Source organism: Streptomyces sp. NPDC056738, from assembly GCF_042790435.1.
In the GTDB taxonomy this organism is placed as follows: Bacteria; Actinomycetota; Actinomycetes; order Streptomycetales; family Streptomycetaceae; genus Streptomyces.
Genome location: NZ_JBHTZF010000013.1, coordinates 1 through 12,685 on the forward strand (window position 1 = coordinate 1; position 12,685 = coordinate 12,685).

11 protein-coding genes are annotated in these 12,685 nt (G+C 70.2%); 3 read left to right on the forward strand and 8 right to left on the reverse strand.

What is annotated here, in order from left to right; all coding sequences use genetic code 11:
• Positions 1-206: 206 nt before the first annotated feature.
• Entirely contained in the window at positions 207-968 is a 762-nt protein-coding gene (locus tag ACFRIC_RS30015) for a CDP-alcohol phosphatidyltransferase family protein (protein ID WP_382792115.1), read from the reverse strand.
• Between the two features lie 150 nt (positions 969-1,118).
• Here ACFRIC_RS30015 and ACFRIC_RS30020 point away from each other — a divergent pair, with 150 nt between their 5' ends.
• Complete coding sequence (locus tag ACFRIC_RS30020; protein ID WP_382792118.1) at positions 1,119-1,679, forward strand: GNAT family N-acetyltransferase; 561 nt, start codon at positions 1,119-1,121, stop codon at positions 1,677-1,679.
• 111 nt (positions 1,680-1,790) lie between these two features.
• On the opposite strand, the gene ACFRIC_RS30025 is transcribed toward ACFRIC_RS30020, so the two are convergent.
• The 7 genes from ACFRIC_RS30025 to ACFRIC_RS30055 form a co-directional block, all read right to left on the reverse strand.
• Entirely contained in the window at positions 1,791-3,398 is a 1,608-nt protein-coding gene (locus ACFRIC_RS30025) for a type VI secretion protein (RefSeq protein WP_382792121.1), read from the reverse strand.
• Complete coding sequence (locus tag ACFRIC_RS30030; RefSeq protein WP_382792123.1) at positions 3,398-4,822, reverse strand: ATP-binding protein; 1,425 nt, start codon at positions 4,820-4,822, stop codon at positions 3,398-3,400. The genes ACFRIC_RS30025 and ACFRIC_RS30030 overlap by 1 nt, the downstream gene beginning before the upstream one ends.
• A 14-nt stretch (positions 4,823-4,836) precedes the next feature.
• On the reverse strand, positions 4,837-6,396 hold the full coding sequence (locus tag ACFRIC_RS30035; RefSeq protein ID WP_382792126.1) for an SCO6880 family protein: 1,560 nt from the start codon (positions 6,394-6,396) through the stop codon (positions 4,837-4,839).
• Entirely contained in the window at positions 6,393-7,715 is a 1,323-nt protein-coding gene (locus tag ACFRIC_RS30040; protein WP_382792129.1) for a hypothetical protein, read from the reverse strand. The genes ACFRIC_RS30035 and ACFRIC_RS30040 overlap by 4 nt, the downstream gene beginning before the upstream one ends.
• Complete coding sequence (locus ACFRIC_RS30045; RefSeq protein ID WP_382792132.1) at positions 7,705-8,559, reverse strand: hypothetical protein; 855 nt, start codon at positions 8,557-8,559, stop codon at positions 7,705-7,707. Before ACFRIC_RS30045 ends, ACFRIC_RS30040 begins: the two co-directional genes overlap by 11 nt.
• Before the next feature lie 207 nt (positions 8,560-8,766).
• Positions 8,767-9,075 carry a hypothetical protein gene (locus tag ACFRIC_RS30050; RefSeq protein ID WP_037622434.1) on the reverse strand — a complete coding sequence of 103 codons (309 nt, stop codon included), beginning with the start codon at positions 9,073-9,075 and terminating at the stop codon, positions 8,767-8,769.
• Positions 9,076-9,874: 799 nt separating this feature from the next.
• A complete protein-coding gene (locus ACFRIC_RS30055; protein WP_382792135.1) occupies positions 9,875-10,147 on the reverse strand; it encodes a DUF397 domain-containing protein in 273 nt (90 codons plus the stop codon).
• A gap of 485 nt (positions 10,148-10,632) precedes the next feature.
• Here ACFRIC_RS30055 and ACFRIC_RS30060 point away from each other — a divergent pair, with 485 nt between their 5' ends.
• Both ACFRIC_RS30060 and ACFRIC_RS30065 read left to right on the forward strand, forming a co-directional pair.
• Positions 10,633-11,412, forward strand: a complete 780-nt coding sequence (locus tag ACFRIC_RS30060) for a trypsin-like serine peptidase (protein ID WP_382792138.1) — start codon at positions 10,633-10,635, stop codon at positions 11,410-11,412.
• Positions 11,413-11,519: 107 nt separating this feature from the next.
• Complete coding sequence (locus ACFRIC_RS30065; RefSeq protein WP_382792141.1) at positions 11,520-12,527, forward strand: NlpC/P60 family protein; 1,008 nt, start codon at positions 11,520-11,522, stop codon at positions 12,525-12,527.
• Positions 12,528-12,685: the final 158 nt, after the last annotated feature.

Here is a 12,685-nt window from a genome sequence, read left to right on the forward strand (position 1 = left end):
GCAGGGGGGACCCTGTGGGAGAGTAGGACGCCGCCGAACAAATTGTGAGAAGACCCCCGGACCGGGGATACCGGTCCGGGGGTTTTCTGCGTTCAAGAACAGTTCTCAAAGGTTCTCAACAGTTCTCAATGGGAATCTCAACAGCTCTCATGGGAAAGGGGGGCGGTCTCCATCAGGAGACCGCCCCCCTTTTCTTTTTGGTGCGGTTACTTCAGGCGGGACGACGCGACGATCGAGACCACGTGTGCCGGCACGAGCAGCCACACGATCGCCGTCACGGCGACGGTCGCGATGCGCGTGGCGGTCAGGTCGCCGAGCGCCAGGTCGACGACCGCGGTGACGAGCAGCAGGATGGTGCACTCGATGCCGTTGACCAGGCGGTGCAGGCCCACGGCCGAGGCCAGCCGGCGGACCTGGGCGAGGCCGCTGGAGCGCGGGACGACGGAGGCGTCGGTCGCCTTCTGCATGCCGCTGTCGGAGCGGGCCACGTGCACGAGGTCGGAGGACGACTTCAGGAGCAGCACACCGATCGCCGCGGCCAGTCCGGCCACCAGGTAGAGATCGAGGCCGAGTTGGGCGGCGCGGATGCCCATGCCCACCATCACGGCGGCATCGGCGAGGTAGGCGCCGAGGCGGTCGAGGTAGACGCCGAGCGGGCTGAACTGGCGGCGCCAGCGCGCGACTTCGCCGTCCACGCAGTCGAGCAGCAGGTAGAGCTGCATGAAGACGACGGAGAGGACGGCGCCGCCGAGGCCCGGCAGGATCAGGGCGACTCCCGAGAGCATCCCCGCGAAGACCATGATCACGGTGATCTGGTTCGGCGAGATGCGGGTGTCGACGAGATGGCGGGTCACGCGAAGGGAGAGGGACCTCATGTAGAGGCGTCCGGCCCAGTGCTCCGCCCGGCTGTCCAACTTGCCCGTGGGGTGGATGACGTTGCGGAGTTCCTCTAGTTGGACTTTGGCCATGCGGTGTTCTCCCTGGAGGGCTTGCGCGTGATCGGATCGGTCGGCTCACAATGCCGTACAGGGAAGAGCATGACGGTGGCCGGGCCGGCGCTGATCGGCAGGGTGGATATCGGATGAGCCCGGCCGTGTGCGCGTACTACGGTGACTGCCATGAACTCGGTTGCCCACGTGATCCGTTCCATACGTTCCGACGAGTGGCCGCAGGTGAAGGAGCTCCGGCTCGACGCCCTGCGGGACCCCGTCGCGCACCTCGCGTTCCTGGAGACCTACGAGGACGCGGTGACGCAGCCGGACGGCTTCTGGCAGGACCGGGCGGCCGGGGCCGCTGTCGACGCCACCGCGCGGCAGCAGATCGTCGCCGTGGGCGAGGACGGGGTGTGGGCCGGGTCCGTGACCGTTCTCGTCGAGGAGGCCGGGGTGCAGGACGCGTTCGGGGACGTGCCCGAGCGCACCCAGGGTCATCTGGTGGGGGTGTACGTACGGCCCGAGTACCGGGGGAGCGTGGCCGGTGTGACCCGGGGGCTCTTCGACGCCGCTCTGGCGTGGTCCTGGGACGCCGGGCTCGACCGCGTGCGGCTGTTCGTGCACGAGAAGAACGGTCGTGCCGAGGCGTTCTACCGGAAGGCGGGTTTCCTGCCCACCGGGCGGACGACCCCCATGCCGGGGGACACCGGCGAGCTGGAGCTCGAGTTCGTCATCGAGCGGGGATAGGGCGGCCCGTCCGTATCAGCCGCGTATCCGTGTCAGCCCCGAATCCGCATCAGCCCCGAATCCGCATCAGCTACGTATCCGGTCCGGTGTCGGGGGCGGGCTCCGGACCGCTCAGACCGGAAGCTCGTACTGCGGCCAGCGGGAGCGGAGTTGTTCGCGGGACCGGACGAGCGCCAGGGTCGGCAGACCGCGGGCCGGGCCCGTGGTCAGCAGGTCGGGGAGCTGGGGGAGCGGGGCCACGGCCGCGATGTCGTCCAGGACGAGCGTGAGTGGTGGGTCGAGCCGACCGGAGGATGACCGTTCGGCCATGCGCCGGCCACGCTCGACCACGCTTGAGGCGAGGGCCGTCAGGAGAGGCATGGCGCCGGGGCCGGCCTTGGGGTCCTCGAGGGGTTCACCGATCATATAAAGCGTGCCCCCTTCATTGACGAAGGAATCCAAGGCGAGGCTGTCACTTCGGTTCGGAGTGCAGGATTCTCGGATGTTGACCGTGCCGAGCGCCGACAGCGCACGTGCCGTCAGCTCCTGGGCGATGTCACGGCGTTCGGGATGCGAGACGAGCGCGGCCTCGAGCTCCCCGGCGGTGCCGGACGCTGCCCTGGGATGCGTCCGCAGGGCTCGTACGGCGTCCTGCACCTGTGAGCCCTGGGCCCAGCGGTGCACGTGGCGGATGGCCTTGCCCTCCACCGCGGCGGCGTGCAGATAGCAGCGCATGAGCGTCTCGGCGACGTCGGCCATCGCCTGGTCGGCCTTGGCGGAGGGGCGTACCGGGGCGAGGAGGGCGGCCGCTCTGGCCGCCGCCGTCTCCTTGTCCTCGCACCCTGCCGACGGGGACCAGTGCAGCCGGGCCGGGGTGTCGCAGAGGTGGGCGGGGTCGTAGAGGAGGACGGGGCCCAGTTTGGCGCGGGCGTCCTTGGTCTCCGACCAGATGCGGGGGGCGGAGGTGATGACGAGGACCGGGCCCTCGGCGTCGCGGACGGCCTGGGCGGCGGTGAGGTGACGTGTCTCGGCGGGGGCGAGGACGACCGCGCGCGCGGACGTCCACGCCGGTCCCGGCTGCGGTGCCGCGGCGACGGCCGGGGCTACGGCGGCTTCGGCGGCGATGGTGTCGAGGCCGCCCAGGTGCTCGTGGGCCGGCGCGCCCGCGGGTTCGGGCACCTGCGGGGGCGTCCCGTCCGGCGCGGCCGCCCTGGGGGCCGTCTCCAGGGGCTGTGCGGGCAGTGGCCGCTGTTCCGTCCTGGCCGGGGGCACCACCGGATCGGGCGCTTCCGTGGATGCCCTGGACGCCCTGGACGCGCGCTTGGACGCCTTGGGCTCCAGGCCCTGTGCTCGTCGTCGTGCTCGTCCGGCGCGCCACCGTGCCAGGGTGCCCATCACGAACACCGTGAGGACCAGCAGGACCATCAACTGGCCGATGAACAGGCCCCAGAAGAGGCCGTAGTCCGACAGTTGGGCGGGCGGGGTGTCGGGCCAGGCGCCGGCGATGTCGTGCGGCTCGCCGATCAGATGGCGCATGGCCAGGGGCGTACGGGTGAAGGTGATGGCGTCCGGCCAGGCGCCGCGGGAGAACCAGCCCGCGAGGCCTGTCGCCGACCACACCATCAGGGTCATGCCGAGCAGGAAGCCCAGCACCCCGATCAGCAGGCCGTCCGGAATGCCGCCCGCCCCCTCGTGCCGGGGGCCGTGGCGGTCGTCGCGCTGGTCGGGGTACGGGCTCATCACGCCACCGTGGACTCGGTGGAGCCGTCGAGATCGCTGAGGTGCTGTTCCATGAAGGCGGCCGCCCGTTCCTCGGCCTCCAGTTCGGCGGCGCGCATGGCGTCGTCGGAGAGCAGGTCCGCGGAGGACTCCGTCATCGCGCGGTCGGTGAAGACCAGCGGGCGTTCCGTCTCGGTGATCAGGTGTTTGACCACCTGGACGTTGCCGTTGACGTCCCAGACCGCGATGCCCGGGGTCAGCGTCGGGATGATCTCGACCGCCCAGCGGGGCAGGCCGAGGACCCGGCCCGTGGACCGGGCCTCGTCCGCCTTCTGCGCGTAGATGGTCCGTGTCGAGGCCATCTTCAGGATCGCGGCGGCCTCCTTGGCCGCCGCTCCGTCGACGACGTCCGACAGGTGGTGGACCACCGCCACGAAGGACAGGCCGAGGCGGCGCCCGAACTTCAGGAGCCGCTGGAAGAGCTGGGCCACGAAGGGGCTGTTGATGATGTGCCAGGCCTCTTCCACCAGGAAGATGCGCTTCTTGCGGTCGGGCCGGATCCAGGTGTGCTCCAGCCACACACCGACGATCGCCATCAGGATCGGCATGGCGATGGAGTTCCGGTCGATGTGCGACAGGTCGAAGACGATGAGCGGGGCGTCCAGGTCGATGCCGACCGTCGTCGGGCCGTCGAACATGCCCCTGAGGTCACCGTCGACGAGCCGGTCCAGCACCAGGGCGACGTCCAGGCCCCAGGCCCGTACGTCGTCTATGGCGACGTTCATCGCCTCGGCGGACTCCGGTTCGGGGTGGCGGAGCTGCTCGACGATGTCCGTGAGCACCGGCTGGCGCTCGACGATCGTCTCGTTGACGTAGGCGTGCGCGACCTTCAGGGCGAAGCCGGACCGCTCGTCGAGGCCGTGGCCCATCGCGACCTCGATGATCGTGCGCAGCAGGGCGAGCTGCCCCGTCGTCGTGATCGAGGGGTCGAGCGGGTTGAGCCGGATGCCCATGTCCAGGGCGGCCGTGGGGTCGAGCCGGATGGGAGTTATCCCCAGCTCCTGCGCGATGAGGTTCCATTCGCCGACGCCGTCCTCGCCCTGGGCGTCGAGGACGACGACCTGGCGGTCCCGGAAGCGCAACTGCCGCAGGACGTACGTCTTCTCCAGGGCCGACTTGCCGTTGCCGGACTCGCCGAGGACCAGCCAGTGCGGGGCGGGGAGCTGCTGCCCGTAGAGCTGGAAGGGGTCGTAGATGTAGCCCTTGCCGGAGTAGACCTCGCGGCCGATGATGACGCCCGAGTCGCCGAGACCCGGTGCGGCGGTGGGCAGGTAGACCGCCTGCGCCTGGCCCGTGGACGTGCGTACGGGCAGGCGGGTCGTCTCGACCTTGCCGAAGAGGAAGGACGTGAAGGCGTCCGTCGCGGCGGACAGCGGATCCCGCATCAGTGCATCAGCCCCTACCTGCGGATTCCGGTGGCGAACGGCAGTGTGTTGACGAAGGCACGGTGGTGCTCGCGGTCGCACCACTCCAGTTTCAGATACGACTTGCCGGCCGAGGCGCGGATGGTGCGCTTGTCGCGCGCGAGGGCCTCGGGGTTGCGGGAGGAGACGGTGATGTAGCCGACGAGGTTGACGCCCGCGGCGCCGCTCGCGAGGTCCTCGCCGCGCTGGTCGAGGCGGTTGTGCGAGGCGATGTCGCGCGGGTCGACGGTCCGGTTCATCTTGGCGGCGCGGCTGGCCTCGGCCTCGTCGTTCGTCTTCTCGGTCAGCATGCGCTCGATGGCGATCTCGGTGGGTTCGAGGTCCATGGTCACGGCGACCGTGCGGATGACGTCCGGGGTGTGGACGAGGAGCGGGGCGAGGAAGTTGACGCCGACCGGGGTCATCGGCCACTCCTTCACCCAGGCCGTGGCGTGGCACCAGGGCGCGCGGGTGGAGGACTCGCGGGTCTTCGCCTGGAGGTACGTCGGCTCCATCGCGTCCAGTTCGGCCGGCCAGGCGTTGCGCCTGGTCATGGCCTGGATGTGGTCGATGGGGTGGTCGGGGTCGTACATCGAGTGCACGAGGGAGGCGAGCCGTCCCTGGCCGAGCGGCTGCCGCACGCGGATGTCGGCTTCCTGGAGCCGTGAGCAGATGTCGGTGAGCTCGCGGGCCATGACGACGGCGAGTCCGGCGTCCCGGTCGACCTTGCGTCCGCCCTGCGGCCGGGCCGCCCGCGCCATGGCCTGGCCCTCGGCGGCGAGTTCCCGCGAGTAGTGCATGCAGGCGACGAGGTAGGCGCGGTGCTGCTCGCTGCTCGTGGACACCATCGACTGGAGCTGGTCGTACGACTGCTGGAGCCAGCCGGGGGCGCGCTCGTCGCCGCGTACGGAGACGTCCTTGGCGTGGGCGTCCGGGTCGGCCGGGAGGGTGCGGGCGAGCATCTGGAGGCGGGTGACGAAGCCGTCGCCGTTCGCCACGTGCTTGAGCAGCGTGCCGAAGCGGTCGACGAGGGCCTCCTGGTCCTCGCTGTCGCGCAGGCCGACGCCCGGGCCCTCGATCTCGATGGCGGCGGTGACGGTCCGGCGGTCGGCGTGGAGCAGGACGGCGATCTCGTCGGGTCCGAAGGGGGCGGCGAGCCAGGCGATGCGCCCGATGCCGGGCGGCGGTCCGATCTCGACCTCCCTACCGTCGAGGTGGACACCGGCCTCCATCACCTGGCTGCGGTAGGCCGTTCCCTGGCGCAGGGTCCGCTTGTAGCTGCGGTTGATCTCGAACCACTTGTAGAACGTGCGCCGCTTGTACGGGACGTACACCGCGGCGAGCGCGAGCAGCGGGAAGCCCATGAGCAGCACGATCCGCAGGGACAGCACCGGGACGAGCAGGCCGCACATCATGCCGAGGAACGCGCCGCCGATGATGAGCGCGATCTCGCCGGACTCGCGGTTCCGGCCGACGATCGCGTTCGGCCGGGCGCGGCCGATCAGATATGTACGGCGGGGCGTGACCGGATGGGACAGGTGGGACTCGGTCGTCAACGCCCTTCACCTCCCGTGCGGTTGCTGTTGCGGGTGTTGCTTGCGTGCGGGGTGTTGATCGCGCTGCTGCGCGGCGGTGGTGCGGCGGAGGGGACGGATCCGCCGCCTCCGTTCGGCGTGCGGCTGCTGTGCGCGGCCACACCGCCGGACGCGGGGTTGGCGGGGCGGGGCTGGCTGTTGCCGCCTCCGCCTCCGCCGCCGTTGTTGTCGGCGCGGGAGCTGTGGGTCTTGATGCCCTGGGCGACCAGGGTGGCCGGCGAGCTGATGACGGCGGCGGCCTTGCCCTCGGCGCCCTGCATGATGCGGTTGTTGCGGGAGCCGGCGATCTCGTCGCCGAAGCCGGGGACGAAGCGGTAGATCATCGCGCTGGCGAAGATGGCGAGCAGGATGATGGCGAGTCCGGAGACGACGGCGGAGAACGCGTCGGGGCCGTTGTCGGAGCTGAGGGCGCCGGCGAGGCCGAGCACGATGACGATGACCGGTTTCACCAGGATGACCGCGATCATGATGCCCGCCCAGCGGCGGACGTGGCCCCACAGGTTCTTGTCGACGAGGCCCGCGTAGACGACGGTGCCGAGGAGGGCGCCGACGTAGAGCAGGGCGGCCCGGATGACCAGCTCCAGCCAGAGGATTCCGGCGGCCAGGATCGAGACCATCGAGACGACGATGAGCATGATCGGGCCGCCGCCGATGTTGCCGCCCTTGTCGAGGGCGCCGGAGAACGTTCCGAAGAAGGCGTCCGTCTGGTTGCCGGTGGTCTTGGCGAGCACCTCGGTCACGCCGTCCGTCGCGGAGACGACGGTGTAGAGGATGAGCGGGGTGAACGCGGAGGCCAGCACGGTCAGCCAGAGGAAGCCGATCGCCTCGGACAGGGCCGTGCCGAGGGGGACACCCCGTACGGCCCGCTTCGCCACGGCCAGCAGCCACAGGAGCAGGGTGAGGATCGTGGAAGCCGCGAAGACGACGGCGTACTGCTGGAGGAACTTGGGGTTCGTGAAGTCGACGTTGGCGGTGTCATTCACGGCCGCGGAGAGTTTGTTGATGGTCCAGGAGGCGGCGTCGGCGCAGCCGTTCGCGAGGGAGGAGAGGGGGTCGAGGGTGGAGGTACCGGGTTCGGTGGTGAGGCCGGATTTGCCGGAGCCCTTGGTTCCGCTGTCGCAGTACTTTCTGGCGGGGCCGCGGACGAGTTCACAAGGGTTGCGGCTGGGAGTCGGGCTGGGGGCGGCGACCGCCTTGGTGGCCAGCAGGACGGCGGCCGACTGCATCGCCGCCACCGTGGCGGCGAGCGAGAGGACACGGCGCGGCTTGTTAGCGGGCATACGTGAACCCTCCGAACTCCTCGACGGCCTTGGTCATGTCGTCCGCGGTGGAGGCCTTCTGGTCCCGCCCCACCGGGACGGGCCCGTCCTTCTGAGTGAAGTCGGTGACCTTCCAGTCCCCGTCGATCCACTTCAGCTGGTAGGTCGTCGTGTACCAGCTCTCCGACACAGGGTTGGTTGAGCCGTCGCCGGACAGGCCGAACAGCGAGGTGTACCAGAGCTCGACCGTGGCGCTGTCCGTGCTGGAAGCCTTGGTCTTGGTGCCGACCGGGATGATCCGCGAGATGAAGGTCTGGCCGGCCGGGGCGGCGCCGTTCTTGTCCAGGCCGATGTTCGTCAGGAACTTCTCACTCGTGTAGGCCGCGTCCAGGTCGGGCTGCCGTGCGGCAGCGACGTCGGGCGCGTACACCGCGTCGACGATCGCGTGCCGCTGGTCGGCGTTGAACATGCCGGTGGAGCCTAGGGCGATACCGTAATTGGCGGCCGCGCTCTGTGCGCCCTCCGGTGTGTGGGGGAAGCCCGACGGGATGCCGGCGGACTTCGTCGTCACCGGGTGGTTGCCGGAGGCGGCCGTCGGGGACGTCTTCGCCTTGTCGCCGCTGCCGTCGCCCGACGAGGCCGCGTCGTCCCCGCGGTTCGCGAAGGCGATCGCGGCGATGAGCAGGACGACGACACCGACGACCGTGACCAGGCTCCGCGAGGAGGATCCGCGTCCGCGCCGCGCGCCGCCGTAGACGTCGCCCGGACGGTCGGGCAGGCGGGTACGGGTCTGGCCGGAGCCGCCGTACCCCCCGTCCTCGCCGCGCGGGCCGTCGCCGTACCCGGGTTCGTCACCGAGACTCATGCCGCGTACGCCCCCTCAATCTCTCGCTGAACCACGTAGTACGACGGTAGCCGTGCTGGTTCCCGCGCGGGCGCGGTGTGGTGACTGGACATCAGGGAGTTGCAACCTCAGCCGGTGGGCACGACGGACGGATGGATCGGAGGACGAGAATCCGGGCGCGCCCGGCCGGGTACTGACGGCACGCCGGTGCGGCATGGCCGTGCCGGGCTACACGGCCATGCCGTACACGATGGTGAAGAGCGTGCCGAGGGATCCGATGATGAAGACCCCGGTGAGCCCGGCGATGATGAGTCCCTTGCCCTGTTCGGCGCTGAAGGTGTCGCGGAGCGCGGTCGCGCCGATGCGCTGTTTGGCCGCACCCCAGATCGCGATGCCGAGGCAGAGCAGGATGGCCACCGCCATCACCACCTCGACCATCACCTTGGCTTCGTTGCCCAGGCTGCCGAAGGGGCCCCAGTCCGGGGCGATTCCGCCGATGATTGTGTTGATGTCGCCCTTGTCGGCTGCGAAAAGCATGTAAGTCACCGCCCCTAGTGGGTAGTTCTGCACCCCCTGCCACTGCGCGCAGAGGTCGGGCCCATTCTCGCCGACAATGACGCCTTCGTATGTCGACTTGACGTCATTGGTTGGCGGGATTCGTGCGAATTCCTTGTCACCGGCGTACGCGGGACCCTCGCGGGAGGCGTACGGCGGTGTACGAGAGTCGTATCGTCACTCTGTGTATCACGGGTGGTCACGCCGGGCAATGAAGCGGAAGCGAAACCTGGCGCGTGGTTCCGTCGTTGTCCCCTTCTGTGCCTCGCGCGCGGGGGGATGGCGGGGAGATATTCGAACGGACGCGGTTGCGGGGAGGGGCTTCTGACGGTGCGTCGCGCCGGTGTTCCCCGGGTCGCCGGGGCCCTGCGGGGTGGACGCACGGAACGGGCCGCGGCTGGTTGCCGCGGCCCGTTCCGCCGGGTGGTGCCGGGGAACCCCACGTCTCCCGGCGTCCGCCCTACTCCGGAGGCCGGCCGGTGAACGCGGTGACCGCCTCCGGGGTGCCCCGGCGGGTCGGGCCGTCGTGGCCCGGGGTCGCGGTGGCGAGGTGGCCGGTGCCGCCGAACGTGTTCCGGCCGATCGTGATGCCTTACGGGTCGTGCGCCGCGGCGCCGGTGGCCGGGCGGGCCCGCGGACGACCATCCCTTGTTGAGTACGTGACAACAAGAGGCTCGTGGAAGCCTTGCTCGCGCATTGCCGAACGCGGCGGGCGCGTGACCCTCCCATGGCTCACGGATGGCCGACCGCTGACGGCCGCTTGACCCGACTCACAGCTTTTTCAGGGGAATTGCACGGGTGGCGGCGTCACGTCGTGCGGCCCGAGGCCGTCCTGCAGCCCCTCGACGAAGTGGTCGAACTCGCCCGCCCGGACCCCGAGCACGAACGCGTCCCACTTCCTGCGCGTGGTCGTCACGACGTTCTCCGGATCGCCGGTCTCCCTGATGTAGACCAAGTCGTCTTCGCCGAAGGCGAGTTCGATCCAGGGGCCCGGGCCGGTCGCGTCCTCGGGCGCGGCACGGGTCCAGTCGAGGCCGGCGGGGAGGTCAGTCACGGTCGTGCTCCTCGGACTTCCGCCGGACGGGCGTGGGCATCGCGGACTCCAACTCCCCTGTGTGATCGGAGACGTTCACGGCCACCGTATCGCCGACCCGGAGCCGTGGCCTCCGGCTCCCCTGGGATCGGGTGGTGCCAGGGGATCGCCGGGTGATCCGGGTGGTGCCGGAGGATCGCCGGGTGATCCGGGTGATCCGGGTGGTCCTTGTTCCGGGCGACGGTTCGTCCCGCGCGGGCTTCTCTCCGTCTGTCCTCTCGCCACTCCGGTGTCTGGCTGCCCCGTCGCTCCGTCGGCTCGTCCGTTCCGGTGCCGATGGGAGTACCTGGCGCGGGTTCCACGGCGCTCGCGGCGGCCCGGACCGGAGGGCCGGGAGGGGGCGTCGTGGCTGGTGGGGCGCGGTGGCCGGGCGGGGGCGGCGTTCACAGGTGATACTCGGACTGGTCCGAGGTTTTTCTCACCCGCTTGCGGCAAGGTGAGGGGCGATGAAGAGCATCCGCATCACCCGTCTCCCGGAGACCCGGCGGCCGGTCCTGCTCGGTGCGGCCCTGGTGCTGCTCGCGGTGACGTCCTCGTCCGTCGCCGCGGCCGACGACGGCCCCGGGCCGTTCGGCGTGACCGTCCGGGCCGCCGACAACGGCCGGAGTGCCCGGGTGGGCGCCCTGTTCCACGGGAGCGCCGCGAGCAAGGGCGCCGGCGGGCACTTCTGCACCGCCTCCGTCGTGCACAGCGAGGGGCGCGATCTGGTCGTCACGGCCGCCCACTGCCTGGACGGCGAGGCGGAACTGTCCTTCGCGCCTGGCTACCGCGACGGCAAGGCGCCCCACGGGTTCTGGGACGTCGAGGGCGTGTTCCTCCCCGACGGTTGGAAGAAGGACCAGGACGAGGACAGCGACGTCGCCTTCGCCGTGCTCGCCACCCGCGACGGCGAGGGCGTCGAGGACGCCGTCGGCGGCGGGAACGCCTTCGCCGCGCACCGCGCCACCGGGGCCACCGCCGTCACCGTCACCGGATACCCCGGCTCCCTCGACGCCCCCGTCACCTGCACCGACAAGCCCACCGCGCACAGCCGTACGCAGCAGCGCGTCGCCTGCCCCGCCTTCGCCGGCGGAACCAGCGGCAGCCCCTGGGTGAACGGGGACGGGGCGGTCGTCGGCGTCATCGGCGGTCACGAACAGGGCGGGGACACCGACGACGTCTCGTACAGCCCCGTGTTCGGCACCGAGGCCGAGAACCTGTACCACGTGGCCGCCCTGGCCGGTTGACGCCGCTCCGACGGGACGAACCGCTCCGTCCGTGCGCGTGACACCCCTCTCCCGCAGGGGCCCGCCTCTACACTGACGTCGGCGGACTCCTGGGCGGCGAGGGGCGGTTGACGGTGCGTAAGGCCTGGATCGTGGCGACCGCGGCCGTGGGCGCGGGGATGGGCTTCGTGATGGTCCTCGTCGTCGGGGTCTACCTGGTCGCCGGGAACCTCGCGGGCGGCATCGGCGGCGGTTCGGTCGGGCTCGCCAAGGGCGCTGTGCCCGCCGCGTACCAGTCCCTCGTACAGAAGTGGGGCAATCTCTGCGGCGCGATCAATCCCGCCCTGCTCGCCGCGCAGCTCTATCAGGAGAGCGGATTCAATCCCAACGCGAAGAGTCCGGCACAGGCGGAAGGGATAGCGCAATTCATTCCGGGGACGTGGGCCACGCACGGCGTCGACGGCGACGGGGACGGCGTCCGTGACGTCTGGAACCCGAATGACGCGATTCCGTCGGCCGCCTCGTACGACTGCGAGCTCGCCTCCTATGTGAAGAACGCTCCGGGAAACGTCACCGAGAACATGCTCGCCGCCTACAACGCGGGCGCCTACGCGGTCATCAAGTACGGGGGCGTGCCGCCGTACGCGGAGACCCGGAACTATGTGAAGACGATCACCACGCTGGCCAAGAGCTTCGCCGCTCCCGTCACCCGAGTGGACCCCTCGAAGCAGGCCGCGGGGGCCATCACGTACGCGCAGAAGAAGCTCGGCACCCCCTACCTGTGGGGTGGCAACGGCACGGCTGACCAGGGCGGACGGTTCGACTGCTCGGGTCTGACCAAGGCCTCGTACGAGAGTGTCGGGGTGAGCCTGCCGCGGGTGGCCAACGACCAGTACAACGCCGGGCCGCACCCCAAGCGGGACGAACTGCTGCCCGGGGACCTGGTCTTCTTCTCCGACGACCTCACCAACTCCCGCGCCATCCGGCACGTGGGTATCTACGTGGGCGGCGGATACATGATCGACGCTCCCCGGCCGGGTGCCGTCATCCGGTTCGACCCCGTCGACACGCCCGACTATTTCGGGGCCACACGGGTGACCGAGGATGGCGCGAAAGCATTGCCCACTTCGGTATGAATCCACCCTCTGATCTGCGGAGATATCTCTCTTCGATAACGTGTGCGTGATCATTCCGTGGAGGGTGGAACGTATTGGAGGGGACCGTGCGTTCCTGTTGACGTAGAGAACCGATCTACAACCACGGGGGTGGACGGAGCGGCGCGCGAAAGGGCGCG

Coding starts and splice junctions, on each gene's coding strand:
- ACFRIC_RS30015 (WP_382792115.1), bottom strand. CDS start 968: ATGGCCAAAGTCCAACTAGAGGAACTCCGCAACGTCATCCACCCCACG.
- ACFRIC_RS30020 (WP_382792118.1), top strand. CDS start 1,119: ATGAACTCGGTTGCCCACGTGATCCGTTCCATACGTTCCGACGAGTGG.
- ACFRIC_RS30025 (WP_382792121.1), bottom strand. CDS start 3,398: ATGAGCCCGTACCCCGACCAGCGCGACGACCGCCACGGCCCCCGGCAC.
- ACFRIC_RS30030 (WP_382792123.1), bottom strand. CDS start 4,822: ATGCGGGATCCGCTGTCCGCCGCGACGGACGCCTTCACGTCCTTCCTC.
- ACFRIC_RS30040 (WP_382792129.1), bottom strand. CDS start 7,715: ATGCCCGCTAACAAGCCGCGCCGTGTCCTCTCGCTCGCCGCCACGGTG.
- ACFRIC_RS30045 (WP_382792132.1), bottom strand. CDS start 8,559: ATGAGTCTCGGTGACGAACCCGGGTACGGCGACGGCCCGCGCGGCGAG.
- ACFRIC_RS30050 (WP_037622434.1), bottom strand. CDS start 9,075: ATGCTTTTCGCAGCCGACAAGGGCGACATCAACACAATCATCGGCGGA.
- ACFRIC_RS30060 (WP_382792138.1), top strand. CDS start 10,633: ATGAAGAGCATCCGCATCACCCGTCTCCCGGAGACCCGGCGGCCGGTC.